This window comes from Parabacteroides sp. AF14-59 (genome assembly GCF_003479515.1).
Lineage (GTDB): Bacteria > Bacteroidota > Bacteroidia > Bacteroidales > Tannerellaceae > Parabacteroides > Parabacteroides faecis.
The window spans coordinates 257,696-277,817 of record NZ_QUHH01000004.1 but is presented as its reverse complement, the minus strand read 5'-3'; the positions used below and the strand labels follow the sequence as shown (position 1 = coordinate 277,817).

The 20,122-nt window shown below is 44.7% G+C and carries 14 protein-coding genes and 1 riboswitch; of the genes, 8 read left to right on the top strand and 6 right to left on the bottom strand.

The features are described 5' to 3' along the window. Positions 1 to 17: 17 nt before the first annotated feature. The 3 genes from DWW23_RS06970 to DWW23_RS06960 are packed head-to-tail and all read right to left on the bottom strand — an operon-like array spanning position 18 to position 2,865. Positions 18 to 974 carry an ABC transporter permease gene (locus tag DWW23_RS06970; RefSeq protein ID WP_122352619.1) on the bottom strand — a complete coding sequence of 319 codons (957 nt, stop codon included), beginning with the start codon at positions 972 to 974 and terminating at the stop codon, positions 18 to 20. Further along, a complete protein-coding gene (locus DWW23_RS06965; protein ID WP_122352550.1) occupies positions 967 to 1,707 on the bottom strand; it encodes an ABC transporter ATP-binding protein in 741 nt (246 codons plus the stop codon). The genes DWW23_RS06970 and DWW23_RS06965 overlap by 8 nt, the downstream gene beginning before the upstream one ends. Before the next feature lie 3 nt (positions 1,708 to 1,710). Continuing rightward, on the bottom strand, positions 1,711 to 2,865 hold the full coding sequence (locus DWW23_RS06960; protein WP_187576555.1) for an NEW3 domain-containing protein: 1,155 nt from the start codon (positions 2,863 to 2,865) through the stop codon (positions 1,711 to 1,713). Positions 2,866 to 3,188: 323 nt separating this feature from the next. Between DWW23_RS06960 and pgk the strand changes: the two genes are divergently transcribed. From pgk to nrdG, 3 genes are all read left to right on the top strand, one after another. Continuing rightward, a complete protein-coding gene (pgk, locus tag DWW23_RS06955; protein WP_122352549.1) occupies positions 3,189 to 4,460 on the top strand; it encodes a phosphoglycerate kinase in 1,272 nt (423 codons plus the stop codon). A 166-nt stretch (positions 4,461 to 4,626) separates the two neighbouring features. Further along, positions 4,627 to 4,835: riboswitch (cobalamin riboswitch) on the top strand. A gap of 122 nt (positions 4,836 to 4,957) precedes the next feature. Continuing rightward, positions 4,958 to 7,051: an anaerobic ribonucleoside-triphosphate reductase gene (nrdD, locus tag DWW23_RS06950; protein WP_122352548.1), complete on the top strand. Its 2,094-nt coding sequence runs from the start codon at positions 4,958 to 4,960 to the stop codon at positions 7,049 to 7,051. After that, positions 7,035 to 7,508 (top strand): anaerobic ribonucleoside-triphosphate reductase activating protein, encoded by a 474-nt coding sequence (nrdG, locus tag DWW23_RS06945; RefSeq protein WP_122352547.1) that lies wholly within the window; start codon positions 7,035 to 7,037, stop codon positions 7,506 to 7,508. The genes nrdD and nrdG overlap by 17 nt, the downstream gene beginning before the upstream one ends. Before the next feature lie 7 nt (positions 7,509 to 7,515). Here nrdG and DWW23_RS06940 read toward each other — a convergent pair whose 3' ends face one another. Then, positions 7,516 to 8,616 (bottom strand): Gfo/Idh/MocA family protein, encoded by a 1,101-nt coding sequence (locus tag DWW23_RS06940; RefSeq protein ID WP_122352546.1) that lies wholly within the window; start codon positions 8,614 to 8,616, stop codon positions 7,516 to 7,518. Between the two features lie 99 nt (positions 8,617 to 8,715). On the opposite strand from DWW23_RS06940, the gene proS reads away from it, so the two are divergent. From proS to DWW23_RS06920, 4 genes are all read left to right on the top strand, one after another. Beyond that, the gene (gene proS, locus DWW23_RS06935) at positions 8,716 to 10,197 is read left to right on the top strand and encodes a proline--tRNA ligase (protein WP_122352545.1); all 1,482 of its coding nucleotides are present in this window, start codon (positions 8,716 to 8,718) and stop codon (positions 10,195 to 10,197) included. Between the two features lie 223 nt (positions 10,198 to 10,420). Next, a complete protein-coding gene (locus DWW23_RS06930; protein WP_122352617.1) occupies positions 10,421 to 13,138 on the top strand; it encodes an alpha-L-rhamnosidase in 2,718 nt (905 codons plus the stop codon). Positions 13,139 to 13,337: 199 nt separating this feature from the next. Beyond that, positions 13,338 to 14,897, top strand: a complete 1,560-nt coding sequence (locus DWW23_RS06925) for a DUF4435 domain-containing protein (protein ID WP_122352544.1) — start codon at positions 13,338 to 13,340, stop codon at positions 14,895 to 14,897. A 95-nt stretch (positions 14,898 to 14,992) separates the two neighbouring features. Beyond that, on the top strand, positions 14,993 to 16,759 hold the full coding sequence (locus DWW23_RS06920) for a glycosyltransferase family 39 protein (RefSeq protein ID WP_122352543.1): 1,767 nt from the start codon (positions 14,993 to 14,995) through the stop codon (positions 16,757 to 16,759). 23 nt (positions 16,760 to 16,782) lie between these two features. Here DWW23_RS06920 and DWW23_RS06915 read toward each other — a convergent pair whose 3' ends face one another. Beyond that, complete coding sequence (locus DWW23_RS06915) at positions 16,783 to 18,159, bottom strand: DUF1080 domain-containing protein (protein WP_122352542.1); 1,377 nt, start codon at positions 18,157 to 18,159, stop codon at positions 16,783 to 16,785. A 278-nt stretch (positions 18,160 to 18,437) separates the two neighbouring features. On the opposite strand from DWW23_RS06915, the gene DWW23_RS06910 reads away from it, so the two are divergent. After that, the gene (locus tag DWW23_RS06910; RefSeq protein ID WP_122352541.1) at positions 18,438 to 19,073 is read left to right on the top strand and encodes an HAD family phosphatase; all 636 of its coding nucleotides are present in this window, start codon (positions 18,438 to 18,440) and stop codon (positions 19,071 to 19,073) included. A 99-nt stretch (positions 19,074 to 19,172) separates the two neighbouring features. Here DWW23_RS06910 and DWW23_RS06905 read toward each other — a convergent pair whose 3' ends face one another. Continuing rightward, on the bottom strand, positions 19,173 to 20,111 hold the full coding sequence (locus DWW23_RS06905) for a T9SS type A sorting domain-containing protein (protein WP_122352540.1): 939 nt from the start codon (positions 20,109 to 20,111) through the stop codon (positions 19,173 to 19,175). Positions 20,112 to 20,122: the final 11 nt, after the last annotated feature.

Sequence of the window (20,122 nt, the reverse complement as noted above, 5' to 3'; positions counted from 1 at the left end):
CTCTATTTATTATCAAATTATCGGGAACGCACTTCTCGTCTCATAAAAGAGACATACGATAAAGCAAAACAAATAACTGTCGCAGCAATCAATCCGGTCAACTGTGGCCAGACAACCAGCAGGCTCTGCCCTAGCGGCAGCGGACTAGGAATAGCCCCATGTACCTGCTCCATAGTCAACGGTCCCAGGCTACGGACTGAAGGCATCAACAGAGTTGTCGTTGCCTCATTGAACAACTGACTCGGTGCAAACCGTAACAGATTCAGCATAAAACGCTGATAATGTACAATCTGATAATCACTGGCAAAGTCTGAAGGACTAAGTGCTTTCCCGATCAGATTAATGATCATATTATAGAAAACACTGAAAAACAGCCAGATCGCCACACAGGCCAGCGCTGAAGTCGCAGCTTGACGGAATTGTATGGAAAAGAAAATCGACAGATTCAGCCAGAATGCTACGTAGAAGATACTGACGATAATAAAGAACACCATTCGCAAAAACTCTTCCGCCGTTGGAGGAATCCCGATCGCAATCAGGCCAAAACCCATCACCAGAAATCCGAGGGCAAACAACATGATACCTATCACGATCAAAGCACCTACGAATTTCGCATTGATCAGGAAATCCCGATGGATCGGTTGAGACAGGATACGACTCAATGTACCCCGGTTCTGTTCCGAGTTTATCGCATCAAATCCCAAAGCAATCCCTAACAGTGGTCCCAGGAAACTGATAAACACGACAAAAGAAGGTAGAGTTCCATCCGATACAGTAAACAGTTTCAGGAAAAGGAACGCATTGTCCGGATCATTCGGTTTAATGGAAGCCTCAATATTCGTCAAAGCCGTATACAGTGACCCCATACAAGTCAGAGCGATAATGACGATCAGGATAATGAACCGCCAGCTCCTTACATGATCGGACACCTCTTTATTCACAATAACCCAAAATGGATGATACACTCTATTCATGATCTTTACCTCCTTCGAAATAACGATTATAAATATCATCGAGCCCATGCTCCCTCTTCTGCTGTTCGGTCAGTTCAATATCTGCCAGCAGTTTCCCCTTACAGAACAAGCCAACCCGGTTACAAACCTGCTGCACCTGGTCCAAATGATGGGAAGAAAACAAAACAGTCAATCCCTCTTCGCTACTGAGCTGATGGATCAGATCCATAAACTCACGCACACCGGAAGGGTCAATTCCCGAAGTCGGTTCATCCAGAATAATCACTTCAGGCTCTTTTATCAGAACATCTGCCAAGCCCAGGCGCTGACGCATACCTCTTGAATATTTACCAGCCTTCTTCTTTCCTTCATTGGCAAGCCCTACCCTTTCCAATAATTGCCCTGCCTTTTCCTTGGCTTCATTCTTCCGGATACCGTTCAACTGTGCGGTATATACGAGATTCTCAATACCGGTCATATCATCGTAAAAGCCGACATCTTCCGGTAAGTAACCGACTATCCGTTTCACATCGATCGGATGTGTTGTAGAGTTTATACCACAAACGTTCACTGAACCGGCAGTTGGCTCCGTTAGACCCAACATCATCAGGATCGTAGTCGACTTCCCTGCCCCGTTAGGCCCTAGCAATCCGAATATATCTTTCTTGTTTATCCGGAGGTTCAAATCGTTCACCGCAGTAAAATCACCATACTTCTTTGTCAGTCCGGTAAGTTCAATAACAGGTTGACACATGGCTTACCTCCTTCCATATTTGCGGAACAGATAATAAACACCTCCCAATACCAAAACAATAATCAAGACACCGACCCATCCCCAGATCATCGGGGTCTTCACAGAAATACGGAAATCGGCTGTAGCATTCACCTCCGGAGTTTTGGCCTCCATCTTCGTCACATAATCGCCGGGAAGCGCTTTTTTAGAAGCCTTTACGGTAGCAATCACACTGGTTGTCTGTCCGGCTCCCAGCTTTACCACTTTGGCAGGATCGAAGGTCACCTCCCAGTCGACCGGTTTACTTGCAGAAAGCTGCACATCCTTCAACTCTGCCGAACCTGTATTCTTAACAACCAGATCGATCTTTTTTGTTTCTCCCGCTGTGATATCGGAACTAAGCAAACCTCTTGGTGTGGATAGCTCCATTTCGTATGAACCCGTTATCACAACCTCCAGATCCAGATCGGCAGAAGTGGAGCCGGTAGAAGCATGAACAGGAATTTTGTAGCTACCGGCAGCAACATTAGCCGGAGGATTGATATCGATCGTTATATTTTGAGTAGCATTCGGTTCAACCTGCGCAGATGTCGCCTGCTTATAATTTGGTTTGAATACCACATTCCAACCTCTTTCTACTTCAGCCGTCAGGGCATAAAGCTGTTGTTCCGCAGTACGGTTCTTGATCGTTGCATTAAAGGTAAAAGTAGATTTGGAGTTACCCTCCATATTCGGCTGAGTTGTTGTAAAATCAGTCTGATAAGTTCCCTGCTTGGAAACGGTAATCGTAAGCGGAAGCTTAGCCATACCATCGGCCGAAACCGTAAAATTATAAGTTCCCTTATTCACTTTCACCGGCACTTCCACTTTCAGGGAAAAATTCTTCTTCTCATCAGGAAGGACCGAAAGCTGGCTGATCGAATATCCCCCGGACTTTACTTCATAACTCCATCCCCGAGGCATTCCCTCGACAGAGATAGTCGCGTTTTTCACTTCGTCACTCTTGTTAATGACGTCAATACTGTAATCGATCGACTCCCCCGGCGGAACCGCTATTTTTGTATAGGGAGTGTACAACATCACGCTCTTTTCAGAATCACCAGCGTGGACTTTACTACAAGGGATTATTCCCAATAACAGTACAAATAATAGGTTTAAACAGTTAATTTGCATTTTCATAATGATTTTTATAGAGTATACAAAAATGATTACTTATTAGCCGGGGGCAAATATATATACTGAGAGTATTAGATACTTTTAAAAGAATTAAAAAAAAGCTATCATAAAAGTTCCCCCCTTTCCTATCCGGTAAATCTCTGTCATGAATGCGATAACAAACGAACTTTTCCTTATACATTATATATAGACACCCCCCAAAGAAGCCATTTGTATGCTAAACAGACCGAATTATTCTGCAAATGTAACATTGAAATAAAATATTTTTGTGTAAGTTTGCGAGCGCTAAGAAAGACATTTTATACAGAAATTTAAATACAAGAGTTATGCAATCAATTGACAATTTCAATTTTGCCGGCAAAAAGGCATTTGTTAGAGTTGACTTCAACGTTCCATTGGACGAAAACTTCAACATCACAGACGACACTCGTATTCGTGCCGCTCTTCCTACACTTAAGAAGATCCTGGCAGACGGTGGCAGCGTAATCATAGGTTCTCACCTGGGCCGTCCGAAAGGCGTTACTGATAAATTTTCACTGAAACATATTTTGGGTCGTGTATCTGAATTACTGGGCGTAGAAGTTCAGTTTGCTAACGACTGTATTGGTGAAGAAGCTGGCGCTAAGGCTGCTGCTCTGCAACCGGGCGAAGCTTTATTGCTGGAAAACCTTCGTTTCTATGCAGAAGAAGAAGGCAAACCAAGAGGTTTGGCAGAAGATGCAACAGACGACGAAAAGAAAGCTGCTAAAAAAGCAGTAAAAGAAAGCCAGAAAGAATTTACAAAGAGATTGGCTTCTTATGCAGATTGCTATGTAAACGATGCATTCGGTACTGCTCACCGTGCTCATGCTTCTACAGCTCTGATTGCTGATTACTTCGATGCTGACCACAAGATGTTCGGTTACCTGATGGAAAAAGAAGTAAAAGCTGTAGAAAAAGTAATGAACGACATCGCTCGTCCGTTTACTGCTATCATGGGTGGTTCTAAAGTTTCTTCTAAGATCGAAATCATCGAAAACCTGTTGAACAAGGTAGACAATCTGATCGTAACAGGTGGTATGACTTATACTTTCACAAAGGCTATGGGCGGTAAGATCGGTAACTCTATCGTTGAAGACGATAAGTTGGATCTGGCTCTTGACCTGATGAAGAAAGCAAAAGAAAAAGGTGTAAACCTTGTATTGGCTGTCGACGCTAAGATTGCTGACGCTTTCAGCAACGACGCAAATACAAAATATGCTAATGTTAACGAAATTCCTGACGGATGGGAAGGTCTTGACATCGGTCCTAAGACTATCGAAATCTACGCTGATGTTATCAAGAAGTCTAAGACTATCCTTTGGAACGGTCCGACAGGCGTATTTGAATTCGAAAACTTCACTGACGGTTCTCGTGCAGTAGGTAACGCTATCGTTGAAGCTACTAAGAACGGTGCATTCTCTCTTGTTGGTGGTGGCGACTCTGTTGCTTGCGTTAACAAGTTCGGTATTGCAAGCGAAGTTTCTTACGTATCTACAGGTGGTGGTGCTTTACTGGAAGCTATCGAAGGCAAAGTTCTGCCGGGTATCGCTGCTGTTAAAGGCGAACCGTACAAATAATTTCAGATATTGTTTATAATATCCTAATTAAATATAAAACTCCGGTGAAGTGATTTCACCGGAGTTTCTTGTTTTATAATCACTACCTCATAATATCCCATCCGGGATATATTACGGAAGAATAACATAGCCATATATGTCTCCTTGCAATATTGAATTAATTCATATCTTTGTTATCGACAATGGTTTCCGAATCACAATTCAGTGAGGAAGATTAAAAGGGAATCCTGTGAAAATCAGGGACTATCCCCGTAGCTGTAAGTTTTATTCCTGCAAAGGAAAAATGTTGTAACCTCTGTATACCACTGGTCTCAGACCGGGAAGGTGTTACAACAGAAACAAGTCAGAAGACCTGCCATTTCAATCAGACAGAATCCAGCGCTTTCGGGTGAAAAGCAGTGGTATGAATCCTTTATAAGATCCATTTATCACTTTATCTCCGGGAATCATTGCGGAACTGCATGAACAGAAGTATTGTTTAATCTTAAATAAAAAGTATGATCAGCACGGAGATTTTTATTGTCAAGAGAGATGGTAAAAAAGAAGTATTCTCACTTGACAAAATCAAAAATGCAATAGCTAAAGCATTTTTATCAGTAGGTAGTTTCGCTACCCAGGAAGTAATAACCAATATCCTCAGCCGCATCAGTGTCAGCGAAGGGACAAGTGTGGAAGATATTCAGAACCAGGTGGAAGTTGCTTTGATGGCAGAACATTATTATGCGGTAGCAAAGTCATATATGCTATACCGGCAGAAACATCTGGAAGATCGGGAAGTTAGGGATAAACTGCGCTTTCTACTGGATTATTGTGATGCATCCAATCCGGCTACCGGAAGTAAATACGACGCTAATGCCAATGTAGAGAATAAAAATATCGCCACACTGATAGGTGAGTTACCGAAATCGAACTTTATCCGCCTGAACCGCCGCCTGCTGACAGACCGGTTGAAAGATATGTACGGAAAAGAAGTATCGGACCGTTACCTGGAACTGCTGAATCACCATTTCATTTATAAGAATGATGAAACGAACCTTGCCAACTATTGTGCCAGTATAACCATGTATCCTTGGCTGATAAGCGGTACAGCTTCCGTGGGAGGCAACTCTACAGCCCCAACCAATCTGAAATCTTTCTGTGGTGGTTTCATCAATATGGTATTCATTGTTTCAAGCATGTTGAGCGGTGCATGTGCAACTCCCGAGTTTCTGATGTATATGAATTATTTCGTCGGATTGGAGTATGGAAAAGATTATTACCGGCACGCTGATGATGTGGTAGACTCGTCCAGTAAACAACGTACAATAGACAAAATGATTACAGACTGTTTCGAACAAATAGTCTATTCCATCAACCAGCCGACCGGTGCCAGAAACTTCCAGGCTGTATTTTGGAACATTGCCTATTATGACAAATATTATTTCAACAGTCTTTTCGAGAATTTTGTATTCCCTGACGGCAACAAGCCCGACTGGGATTCGTTAAACTGGTTGCAAAAGCGGTTCATGAAATGGTTCAACAAAGAACGTACCCGCAACGTCCTGACCTTCCCGGTCGAGACTATGGCGCTCCTGTCGAAAGATGGAGATGTACTCGATAAGGAATACGGGGATTTTACGGCCGAGATGTATGCCGAAGGACATTCCTTCTTCACTTACATGAGCGATAATGCCGATTCGTTAAGCAGTTGTTGCCGTTTGCGCAACGAGATACAGGACAACGGTTTCAGTTATACGCTGGGAGCCGGAGGGGTATCTACCGGTTCTAAAAGCGTATTGACAATCAACCTGAACCGTTGTATACAACATGCTGTGAAGTCCGGTATACTTTATCCGTTCTTTCTGGAAGAGGTAATCGATCTCGTACATAAAGTCCAGTTGGCCTACAACGAGAATCTGAAACAGTTACAATCCAAAGGCATGCTCCCCCTGTTCGATGCCGGTTATATTAATATGAACCGCCAGTATCTTACGATCGGGGTGAACGGATTGGTAGAAGCTGCCCAGTTTATGGGTATCGAAATCAATGACAACCCTAAATATGAAACTTTTGTACAAGAAATACTCGGCATGGTAGAAAAATACAACAAAAAGTACCGTAATAAAGAGGTCTTGTTCAACTGCGAAATGATTCCTGCCGAAAATGTAGGAGTAAAACATGCTAAATGGGACAGAGAAGCGGGGTATCAGACATTCCGCGATTGTTATAACAGCTATTTCTATATCGTGGAAGACACGACACTCAACGTTGTCGACAAGTTCCGTATCCATGGCCGACGTTATATCGAGCATCTGACCGGTGGTTCGGCACTACACATGAATCTGGAAGAACATCTGAGCAAAGAACAATACCGCCAGTTACTACGTGTCTCAGCTATAGAAGGTTGTAATTATTTTACATTCAACATTCCTAATACCATTTGTAACGATTGCAACCATATCGACAAACGCTATTTGAAAGAATGTCCCAAATGCCACAGCCAGAATGTGGATTATCTGACCCGCGTTATCGGTTATATGAAACGTATCAGTAATTTCTCACAACCCCGGCAGAAGGAAGCTCATATCAGACATTATGCTACGTTACACTGATTACGATATTGTCTTTCAGGAAGTACCGGACGAGATAACGTTGGCGATCAACATATCTAACTGTCCCAACCGATGCAAAGGTTGTCATAGCCCCTATTTACTAAAAGATATCGGCGAACCACTGACAGAAGAAAACCTTACCGTACTTCTCAGAAAGTACGGTAAGGCTATTACCTGTGTCTGCTTCATGGGCGGAGATGCTTCACCTGCAGATATAGAACAATTAGCAGAATATCTGCATCGTCAGACTGTCGCTCCGGTAAAAGTCGGATGGTATTCGGGAAAGTCCGAACTGTCTCCGGCTATTGATCTGGATTTCTTTGAATACATCAAACTAGGTCCCTATATAGAACACCTGGGAGGACTGAAATCACCCGCAACAAACCAACGTTTCTACCGTATCGAGAACGGAGTGATGAAAGATATCACTTACCGATTCTTTTCTACAGCTAAATAACAGACGGCTAGAATCGGACCGGTTTACCGCTTTTAGCACTCTTTATGGCAGATTCAAGAATCTCCACAACAACCAGGTTGTTCTCCAGCGAAGACAAATCGGTGGGAGCAACCTGGATTTCTTTACGAACGGCTGCTTTCAGATAATAGAAAGAATCATTATAGGGAGCTTCCAATGCTGGAGGTTGTACTGTAGTTTCTTTCCGGTCGGTGTAAATACGCATGGAAGTCGGCGTGTCCTGATAAATATATCCTTTAGTTCCGTAAATATGCATATCTTTCCGTCCTTTCGGCCAGTTCCATGATCCCATAATCTGTACGGTTGCGGAAGGATATTCAACCAGAATCGTCGCATCATCGTCCACGTTCGGATATTTATCCGGTTTAAGCTGTTTCAGAACTGCATATACACTTACCGGCCTCTCTCCGTCCATCAGCCAGGTAACCAGATTCGCCCCGTAACAACCGAAATCGACAACAGCCCCGCCCCCATTCAGTATCGGGTCAGTCAACCAGTCGGTAAACTCTTTACCGCATCCGATCTCGATAGGACCTTCATGCCCGTCATAGACCTCCATACGATTTATTTTACCTATCGCATCCCCTTTCTTTATTAAACGGTAAGCCTCATGGTTCGTATTATACCAGGTTGTCTCATAATTGGTAAGCAACAAGGTATTATTTTTGCGTACCAACTCGGCCATCCGGTTAGCATGTTGCATATTGACAGCCAAAGGCTTCTCCACCATCACATGAATACCACGCGGTGCACAAGCCTCTACTACGGCCAGATGATCATAAATAGAACCATAAGCTACCACTACTTCCGGCTTTGTCTTATCCAGCATTTCTCCCAGATCGGCATAAAAAAGAGATGCATCCAGTTTCTTCCGAAGCGGGTTATTAGCCCTCAACTGCTCATCCGGTTCGGCAACACCTACTACTTCAAAATCTCCCCTATCCATGCGGATAACTACTTCATGGAGATGTCCGTGCGACACACCTGCCACTCCCAGACGAAGCGGCGCCGTATTCTGAGCATTCAATATAAAAGGTAAACAAACAACAGACAGTAACAAGAATGTCCTGATAATCTTGTGAGTATTCATGGCCTATATAATAAGAATTGTTTGTGACAAAGATATAAATATTTTTGTACCTTTGCCCCTCATAAAAAAGAATAGGTAACATATATAACAATAAAGAAGATGGCAAAAGAGCTGAAAGAACTGACCAAGAGAAGTGTAAACTACTCTCAGTGGTACCAGGATCTGGTAATTAAAGCGGATTTGGCAGAAAACTCTGCTGTACGTGGCTGTATGGTTATCAAACCTTACGGATACGCTATTTGGGAAAAGATGCAACGTATCCTCGACGATATGTTCAAGGAAACAGGGCACGTAAACGCTTATTTCCCGCTATTGATCCCGAAATCATTCTTGAGCAAGGAAGCCGAACACGTAGAAGGCTTCGCCAAAGAATGTGCAGTTGTTACACACTATCGTCTGAAAACAAATCATGACGGTACAGGTGTAGTTGTCGACCCGGCAGCTAAACTGGAAGAAGAATTGATCATCCGCCCGACTTCTGAAACGATCATTTGGAACACATACCGTAACTGGATCCAGTCTTACCGCGACCTGCCTATCTTATGTAACCAGTGGGCTAACGTAATGCGTTGGGAAATGCGTACCCGTCTGTTCCTTCGTACTGCCGAATTCCTGTGGCAGGAAGGACATACTGCTCATGCAACCCGCGAAGAAGCAGAGATCGAAGCAAAGAAGATGCAGGAAGTATATGCAAACTTTGCCGAAAACTATATGGCAATGCCGGTTATCAAAGGTGTAAAATCAGCCAGCGAACGTTTTGCCGGTGCTTTGGATACATATACTATCGAGGCTATGATGCAGGACGGAAAAGCTTTGCAGGCAGGTACTTCCCATTTCCTGGGACAGAACTTCGGTAAGGCATTCGATGTTACTTTCATCGACAAAGAAGGAAAAAGCGACTATGCATGGGCTACTTCGTGGGGGGTTTCCACCCGTCTGATCGGTGCGCTTATCATGTCTCACTCAGACGATAACGGTTTGGTATTGCCTCCTCATCTCGCTCCGATCCAGGTAGTGATCGTTCCGATCTACCGCAGTGAAGAGCAACTGGCACAGATCAGCGAAAAGGTGAACGGTATCGTTGCCAACCTGAAGAAGATGGGTATCTCTGTTAAGTTCGACGATGCAGACAATAAGAAACCGGGATGGAAGTTCGCCGAATACGAACTGAAAGGTGTTCCCGTACGTCTGGCTATGGGTGGACGCGATCTGGAAAACAATACGATTGAAGTAATGCGTCGCGATACGTTGGAAAAAGAAACCATCACTTGCGACGGTATCGAAGAATACGTACAGAACCTGTTGGAAGAAATCCAGCAGAACATCTTCCGGAAAGCACTCGATCATCGTACAGCCAGCACGATTACAGTCGATACCTATGAAGAGTTCAAAGAAAAGATCGAAGAGGGCCTCTTCATCATGGCTCACTGGGACGGTACTCCCGAAACAGAAGAGCAGATCAAGAACGAAACCAAAGCAACTATCCGTTGTATACCTCTGGCAGGCGACAAGACACCGGGTAAATGTATGGTTACCGGCAAACCTTCTGCACAACGCGTATTGTTTGCACGGGCTTACTAAGCGAAATACATATAACTATAGAATAGAGAGGATATGCTTGCAGAAGTATATCCTCTTTTTTGTTACAATACCTAACCATACTCCCTGAAGTAAAGTATCATTTTACAAAGAAAAAAGGTCAAAAATAGAACCTCCCCTAATACTCAAAGTTCTAATTTTGTGCAACAAGGGACATGAATTATCCCTATCTCTGAATAATAGACCTAACATAATTCAAATGCAGATGAAAATAACCTTATCCTCTTTATTAACCTCTCTGGTTATCATTCTGGCTGGATGTACTTCCGGCCAAACGGTCAATCTGAATGATCTCCGGGTTGAGATGAAAGAAAACCCGGTAGGTATCGGTGTCGCACACCCACGCTTCATGTGGAAACTTTCTTCCGGATCACCCGATCTTATGCAGACTTCGTATCAGATACAGGTCGCCGAATCGCCCGACCAACTGAAAAGCGGCAAGGACCTGTTATGGGACAGCGGCGAAGTAAAAAGCGATGAATCCGTATTGATCCCTTACGGCGGAACCCCACTGCAATCCCGCAAACAGTATTACTGGCGTGTTAAAGCCAATACAAACCAGGGACCGACCGAGTGGAGCAAAACAAATACCTGGTCGATGACCCTTCTCAACCCGTCTGACTGGAAAGCGACATGGATCGGAGAAAAGAACCTTTCCAACCCCGGAGAAACATATAAAGGTAAGACACGCCTTGCCGCCCGTTACCTTCGTAAAGAGTTCACGGCAGACAAACCTGTCCACAGAGCTGTCCTTTATATATCAGGGCTCGGTTCTTCCGAATCATACATAAACGGCAAACGCATCAGCGAAGATATCTTCGCTCCCGGACCATCCTGGTATCCGTCCCGTGTATATTATAATGTATATGACGTGACCGGGTTATTATCAAAAAACAAGAACACGATCGGCATCACCCTCGGTAACGGCCGTTATTTCGGTATGAGAGACTTGCAGGAAGCAACTTTACCTTCCTTACTGGCACAGCTGGAGATCGAATATGCCGACGGTTCACAGACAATCCTCGTTAGCGATACTTCCTGGAAGGTAACCTCCAAAGGTCCGATCATCGCCAACAACGAATTCGACGGAGAAGAATATGATGCCCGCCAGGAATTGAACGGATGGAACAAAAACGGCTTCGACGACAGTAAATGGCTCACGGCAGATGTAATGGATACTCCCGCAGGCGAATTAACCGTGCAAGCAAACCCGAACCTCCGTATCCAGGATCAAATCAAACCTGTCGGCATCACCGAAAGACCGGACGGCAAATACATCATCGATATGGGGCAGAACATGGTAGGCAGACTGGCTATCGACCTGAAAGGGAAAAAAGACCAACCTATCACGCTGAAGTTTGCAGAAATACTGAAAGAAGACGGCTCACTCTACCTGGATAACCTGCGTAGTGCCAACGTTACCGATATCTACACGCCCGCCCAGGACAGTAAGTTCAGTTGGGAACCGTCATTCGTTTACCACGGCTTCCGTTTTGTCGAAATCTCCGGACTCGACTATAAACCGGAGTTAGCATCTTTCACCGGAAAAGTCATCTACGACCAGATGAATACGACCGGTAAGTTTGAGACATCCAATCCGTTGGTCAACCAGATTTACCAAAATGCTTACTGGGGTATCCGCGGTAACTACCGTGGGATGCCGACCGACTGTCCGCAGCGCGACGAACGCCATGGCTGGCTCGGAGACCGTGTAACCGGTGCTTACGGGGAAGCATTTATCTTCAACAATGCCCTCCTTTATAATAAATGGCTGCAGGATATCGAAGATTCCCAAAGTCCGGAAGGAAGCATCTCCGATGTATCGCCTCGCTATTGGACGATTTATAACGACGATGTCACCTGGCCTGCCGCTTATTTCTATGTTGCCAACCTCCTATACCGCCAGTTCGGGGATAAGAGTGCCATCATCAAACACTATCCGTCCATGAAACGCTGGATGCAACACATGGAGGCGACGGCAATGCAGGATAATATCATGATAAAAGATACATACGGCGACTGGTGTATGCCCCCTGAATCGCAGGAACTGATCCACTCGCAGGACCCTGCCCGTAAGACCGACGGTGCAATCCTGGCAACTACCATGTACTACAGCCTGCTGAATATGATGAGCGAATTTGCCCGTTTAAGCGGACAGGAAAAAGATATTGCCACTTACCAGCAGCTTGCCGCAAAGATGAAAGAGGCCTACAATGCCAAATTCTTCAATCCGGAAACGGCCCAGTATGGCAATAACACAGTTACAGCAAACCTGTTATCATTACGCCTGGGACTCGTTCCGAAAGGCTACGAAACAAAAGTCTTCGCCAATATCGTAAAGAAAACAGAGGAAGACTTCGGCGGACATGTCAGTACAGGTGTCCTGGGTATCCAACACCTGATGCGCGGTCTTAGCGAATACGGTCGTGTAGATATCGCCTGGAAAATCGCCACCAACGAGACTTATCCCAGTTGGGGATATATGGCGAAAAAAGGCGCTACCACTATCTGGGAGTTATGGAACGGAGATACTGCCGATCCTGCAATGAACTCCGCCAACCATGTCATGTTGCTGGGCGACCTGATCATCTGGTATTACGAAGACCTGGCAGGTATCAAATGTGCCCCTGAGTCAATCGCTTACAAGAAACTGATCATGGCTCCTGTATTCCCGGAAGGATTGGATAGCGTATCCGCATCCTACGAATCAGTCTACGGAGAAATAAAAAGTGCCTGGACAAAGAAAGACGGAGCTTTCAAATGGGATATTACCATCCCGGGGAATACTTCAGCTGTGGTACGCATACCGAAAGAGTTCGGTGTGACCGCTTCCGGGCAGCCGGGCATCAGACAGACGAACGAGACAGCCGATTATACAGAATTTGAAATCGGTTCGGGTAGTTATCATTTCGCAAACAAATAATTCGTTTCTCTCAAAGGAACAGAACGTATCTCATTTGCACACACTGTGATTAACTAACATATAAGAGAACCAGAAGCAGGAAAGAACAGTCCGGTCGAAAAGGACATTCTTTCCTGCTTTTGTTTTCCGGCAGTACAGAAAATAATGACAGAATACGGATAAATTCATTATCTTTGGAAGAAAAATAAGCTGTACTTGTATGGAACTGATTCTCCCCACCAGATTGAATGCTTTGGAACCGACTGTGCTTGAAACGAAAGTACTGGTTGTGATCGGAGCTAACGGAGCCGGTAAAAGTTCGTTCGGCAGAGATTTGCAGGAACGCTATGCTGAGAATGCTAAAAAGATATCGGGAATGCATTCGTTGTTCTTATGCAGCAACGAAGAGCCAGTTTCGTCGGAAGGCAACGAACTGGCCCGCATGCAGTCGATGATAGCGGAACGGATCTTCATGCCCCGGCTGTCGGACTACGAAAAACTGATTCTCCGCTTGCAAAGTGAAGAATTTGAAGTGGCAGTAAACTATAAAGAAGCATGCAAACTGCATCCCGACCTTCCCCCACCCGTCACCAAGATCGACCGGATACAGACGATCTGGGAAAAGATGTTCCCACACAACCGGCTGGTACGTAAGTCGGGCTTTATCGAACTCGCCTCGACCAGTCGCAACGGTAACTCCTATACAGCCGGAAGGATGAGCGACGGAGAAAAGATTGTCTTCTATCTGATCGGTGCTGTGCTCTGTGCCCATCCCAATGAATTGCTGATTATCGAAGAGCCGGAAATACTGCTTCACAACTCGATCAAGAACCTGTTATGGGACGAAATAGAGGCTTTGCGTCCGGACTGCACGTATGTCTATCTGACACACGACATTGACTTTGCGACCTCCCGTCCGGAAGGTAAACGGATATGGATCAGGGATTATAATGCCGATGCCCATGTGTGGGATTACCAACTGATAGAAGGAAGCGACAGTCTGCCCGAAGAGGTCTATATCGACATACTAGGAAGCCGCAAACCGATCCTGTTTATCGAAGGGACCGACTCCAACAGCATCGACAACCGACTCTACCCGTTGATCTTCCCCGACTTTATGGTCAAACCGATGGGTGGCTGCCAGAAAGTAATCGAAACAACGAAGGCTTTCCGCCAGTTACAGGATTTCCATACACTGGAATCGATGGGCATTGTAGACCGTGACCGCCGTACGCAGGGAGAGATAGACTATCTGCGCGACCAGCATATCTTTGTCCCCGACGTAGCCGAAGTAGAAAACCTGCTGATGCTCGAACCGGTTATCAAAACAGTGGCCCGCCGTTTGATGAGAGACCCCGAACAAGTCTTCGAGCAGGTAAAGGATAATGTGATCAAACTGTTTGAGAAAGACCTGGAAAGCCAGGTGATCCTGCATGCCAAACATCGTGTCCGTAAGAAACTGGAGACAACCGTCGACCGTAAGATAACGACCGTCGAACAACTGACTGAACATGTAGAAAGCATCCGCTTCAACGTGCATGTCGACGAAATATACAGCGGCATCAAGGATAAATTCATTCAATATACTGAAACCGGAGACTACAAAAATATCCTCCGTGTGTACAATCAGAAAGGAATGCTCCCGCAAAGCCGCTTGTGTAACATCTGCGGAATCAGTAACAAAGAGAGCTATCTGAACCTCATCCTTTCCATATTAAAGGAAAACAAAGAGGATGCAGAAGTGATCCGTTCCTCTATCAAAGAATCTTTAGGGACATAAAAAGTTATCTAAAATGCGGAAAAAGTCCGTAAAAAATTGTTCTTTTGCAAATTGATATAACGACATTAACTGGTTTAGTCCTTTACAAAAAGAATATGCGTACACCGACATTACAATATCTTTACCTGCAAAAGCCGGTAACAATGGTTATCATAATCTGTATAATCTCCGTCCTTCCCTGGATAGGGTTGGGAGATTTCTCAACGAAAGGGGAACCACGCGAAGCATCTGTTGCCATATCCATGCTTGAAACCGGCAACTGGGTTCTGCCGCAGGTTTATGCCAACGAGTTTGCTTACAAACCTCCGATGGCACATTGGCTGATGGCTGCTTTCTCTTATCCGCAGGGATATGTATCGGAGTTCACTTCGCGTCTGCCGTCTACCCTTGCCTTTATCTGCCTGATGGGATGCACACTGGTCTTTTTCGGGCGAAGGATAAAGTTTCAACAAGCATTTATCGCCACCCTCCTCTTGCTTACTTGTGTGGAGATGCACCGGGCGGCCATGACTACCCGGGTCGATATGTTGCTGACGACTTTTATTGTCATCGGGCTTTACCAATTGTTCCGCTGGGAAGACAGGCTCGAACTAAAGGGCCTGCCGATCATTATCCCGATCCTATTGGGGTGTGCAGTACTGACCAAAGGGCCGGTAGGCATTATCCTGCCTTTGTTCGTATTCGGAGTCTATTTGCTGATGCTCCGTAAATATAGCCTGCTGACTATCTTCAAAGCACTTCTTTATATCGGCGTTGCGTCCTCATTCCTACCGTTATTATGGTATATTGCAGCCTGGAAACAGGGAGGGGACAAATTCCTGAATGTCGTACTTGCGGAGAATTTCGGCCGTTTCTTCCATCTCGATACGCCCGATATCACTTATGATCTGGGACATGAGAACGGAGTATGGTATAACTTTGTCACTTTAGCGGGTGGTTTTATCCCCTGGACAATCTTTTTCTTCTTTTCTATATTCGGACTGAAGTGGCAACTGAAGAATATCTCTTTCAAGCAGATCGCCAAAGATAGCTGGAACAACATTCTATCGATGGAAAAGGAGAAGTTGTTCAGCCTGGTGGCATTGGTTTGCATTATCTTTTTCTATAGTCTTCCATCGAGTAAGAGAAGCGTATACCTGATGCCTGCCTATCCGTTCATTGCTATATTCCTGGCTCAATATGCCATCTATATCACTGAATACAGGACAAAGGTAACCCGTATATTCGCTGCTTTCCTGGTCTCTGTCACAACGGTCGTACTGATTGCTATCGGATTGACAATGACAGGTATTATCGACCCGGTTGCCATTGCATCCCAATATACCAGCCGTCCTTCTACCCTTGCACAGGTAGAAGCTGTATCCAACATGTTCTCTTCCGGTTGCGGACTGACTGTCTGTATCGTTATCATCGTATTGATAGCCCTACTGACTGTGCTTTATCAAATGTCCAAGAAGATAAACATCAAGATTCTTTATGCTACGATAGCACTGACCTTTGCGATCAATTTACTGGTCGACGGAGTTATTATGCGCGGTATCCGTCAAGAAGGTTCGGCCCGTCCTTTTGCTGAAAGGGTGATGAAAGAATATCCGCTGACTAAGGATAATATGTTCGTCATGAACAACCTCAAAGTATACAGGAACCTGTACGGACTTAACTTCTATCTGGGTAACCGTTTCCATAATTTTGAGGAGGTGATGCCTAAGGAAGGATTCTTCTTTGCCACTCCCAGCGATCTGGAAATCGTACAAAAAAATTATGGAGGCCAATATACATTTAATATACTGACCTCCTCTGAACGTATCATTCACGAAGTACGCCGACCGGTTCTCCTGTGCAGCTTCCTTCGTATAGAATAAACTTATTTCAATTCAAAACAGAACTATTTTAGTTCTTTGATCTTGATACTGCGGAAAGCGACCTCATCGCCATGATCCTGTAACAGGAGGTGTCCCTGGGGAGCTTCGCCGAAGCGTCCTTTCTCGTTATAAGACGGGGCTGCATATTTACTTCCTTTTACCATTTCGCGGAAAGCATCCGAACCGCGTTCATATTCCAATGTCTTGAAACCATTCAGCCAATGTTCCACACGATTGTCAGGAAATACTTTCAGGACAGCCTGGTTCCAGTTTCCTACACCATTGAAACGTTTGTTCTTTGCGGGCATCATATCGTAAAGGCTGGCCAGTGTACGGCTGCCGGGAACGGTAGTGTATAATTTGGCATCCGGATGACGCTGGTCGTCCAATATCTGATATTCCAGGCCATAAGCGGAACCGCTCGGTTTCTCTGCTTCCGTTACAAAATATTTGATACCGCTGTTTGCTCCCGGAGTAATTTTGAATTCCAGGCTCAGTTCGAATGCTGCATATTCTTTATCGGTTACGATATCACCTCCGTTTGTAGATTCACCGCCACCTGATTTCAATACGATCAACTGTCCGTCTTCTACTTTCCAACCGTGGTCAGGGAATGCTTCTTTATGGGCACCACGCCAACCGGTTGTTGTCTGACCGTCGAATAACAGATTCCAGCCATCCGCTTTTTCTGCATCGGTCAGATAATTGGGTACACGGTTCACTTCCGGAGCTAATGTGCCCTGCATACGTTCCGCTTCCAGGTTTTCAGTCTTTATACGGATATTGCGCCATTTGATTTCCTTACCTTCCAGATCGGTATTCTTTCCGATACCATGTACCTGGAATGCAATAAAACCTTTTGCCGTTTCATCGTCATACAGATTGGCTGTATTTACACCGTTCAGCCAAATGCGGATGTTGTTACCGATAGCTTCGATGCGGTATTTGTTCCAATCTGTCTTCTTATAAGCTGCTTGCCCGGGTTTGTTATCGACAAGCGTTACCAGCCAACCACGACGGGCTTCGTCATAAACGCCACCGCTCCAGGCTCTGTCGGAAGGGTCCATCTCGCACTGATAACCATGCACACGCCCATTCTGATAATCCGGACGGCTTTCGCTGCGGAACTGTACACCTGAGTTCAGCGAAGGATCACACAAGGCTTCAAATTCCAGGATAAAATCTCCATATTCCTGCTCGGTAGCCATAAAGCTATTCGGCTGGCCTGTCACGGAAGTTCCCACCAGGCAACCGTCTTCTACCCGATAGGGTGCTTCCCCATTCAATTGTTTGAAACCGGTAAGGTCTTTACCATTGAATAACTTTTGCCAACCATCATTCGGCTGACAGGAACAAAGCAGCGCTAAAGACAAGGCTGCAAACTTCAAAGATGCTTTCATTCTGTTTTTCTTTTAGGTATTATAAATAAGTAAATAGTATCTACTGGTCTGTCAAGCAACACATGTGTACGGGCACAAAGATAAAATATTATTCATAAATGTACTGCAAAAGTGTAGCTATTTTACAGCAGAAGAATCTTTTTCAAAGAAATAGGCTTATCTTTGTTTCAAAACGAAGATAAGCTGCGCCTCGGTATAAAAAATGAACAAGTTCATTTTATTCTACTCTCGACTTGCATTATCTTTGCCACCAAAATGTAATCAATAAAAGTATTTTTATGAAATTAAAAACGGCTCTCTTTGACTTTGACGGTGTGATAGTCGACACTGAACCAATTTATGATATTTTCTGGAATGAAGCGGGCGAACGGTATGGAACCGGCATAGACAACTTCGCAGCTGTTATCAAAGGCACAACACTCCCTTACATAATGGAAAAGTATTTTTCCGACCGTCCAGAAGAATTCCGTCAGATGGTAATAAAGGAATCGACCGAATATGAAAGTACAATGCCCCTGCCTGCCATGCCGGGTTCTCTGGAATTTCTGCATTTGCTGAAAGAGCAGGGTGTACAAATGGGCCTGGTCACCAGCTCCGACAACTCAAAAGTGGAACGTGCATTCAAATTACATCACCTGGAAGGTATGTTCGATACAATCGTTACCGCCGACCGTATCACCCGGGGCAAACCGGACCCGATGTGTTACCTGCTGGCAGCAAACGATCTGGGTGTCTCCCCTTCCGACTGTCTTGTCTTTGAAGATTCCTTTGCCGGGATACAAGCCGGTACAGCTGCAGGTATGCGGGTCATCGGACTGAGCACTACCAATCCGGAAGAATCACTAAAGGATAAAGTTTATGAAGTGATACCGAACTTCGAGAAGATCACTTTAGAAGATTATATAAAATGGTAAACAACCTTTTTCGCTAAAAGAAAGTGGGACGAATCTATTGAAATAAGACTCGTCCCACTTTCTTTGTTATTCAGTAAAATAATATCTCCAAACAGCCAGTTAATCGTTTACTACAAATTTATAGGATACCGATTTATTTCCTTTGACTGCAGATAATATATAAATACCTTTTTGCAGATTTACAGGAAGAACTTCTTTTTCATCCCGGACAAGGAAATACTTTACGACACTACCATTCATCGATACAATCCGGCAAGTATAATCATTCATATTCTCCATAAATAATGTCCGGGCAAAATAATATACTTTCGTATCTGAAAACGACAATGATTCATTGCCGGTAGGATCATTAGCCTCGGCAGCCTGCATCAGTTTAGAAACCGGCGGAGTATTCTGTTCACTGACATAATCGATGGCCGACAAGGTCCAGGCATCCCAGGAACCGTTTGTCAGATAACGCTGGCTTGCCCCGAACTGCGAGTATTGGAAATCGGCTGTAGAAGGAGCCTCGTTTCCTACAGGGCCAGTATAATATGAACAATAATATTCTTTCCATCCTCCCATCCAGTAATCAGCAACATCCACCGGCCTGAAACCATCCGGATCAGCTTTGAGAGAAACTACTCCATCAACAAACTGATCCTGTTTAATGGTTACGGAAGTAGTTTTGTTCAAGAGGGAAAAAGAACTGCTGTTATCGGCATCATATCCAAATCCCCAGATGACAGGATCCTTTCCTGCATCTCCCAGCATTACATAAAAACGTGAATCATTTTGGGCAACGGCACGTATCATATCCAGGGCAGAAGGTTTCTCCCCATCTTCCCAGCGATAGCCCCATACAAGAAAATGAATATCTTCCGCGACCAGTTCAGTCGGGTCTTCACCGGTAACCCACTGAACTGCTAAAGCTGCCCGATTCGGTCCGGTTCCAGTCCAGTTCTTAATATCATCCATCGTGAAGGGAGACACATTTTGTTGTGCGAATCCTCCGGAAACCAATAATAAAGCTATAAACAGATAAAATAGTCTTCTCATATTTTCATATT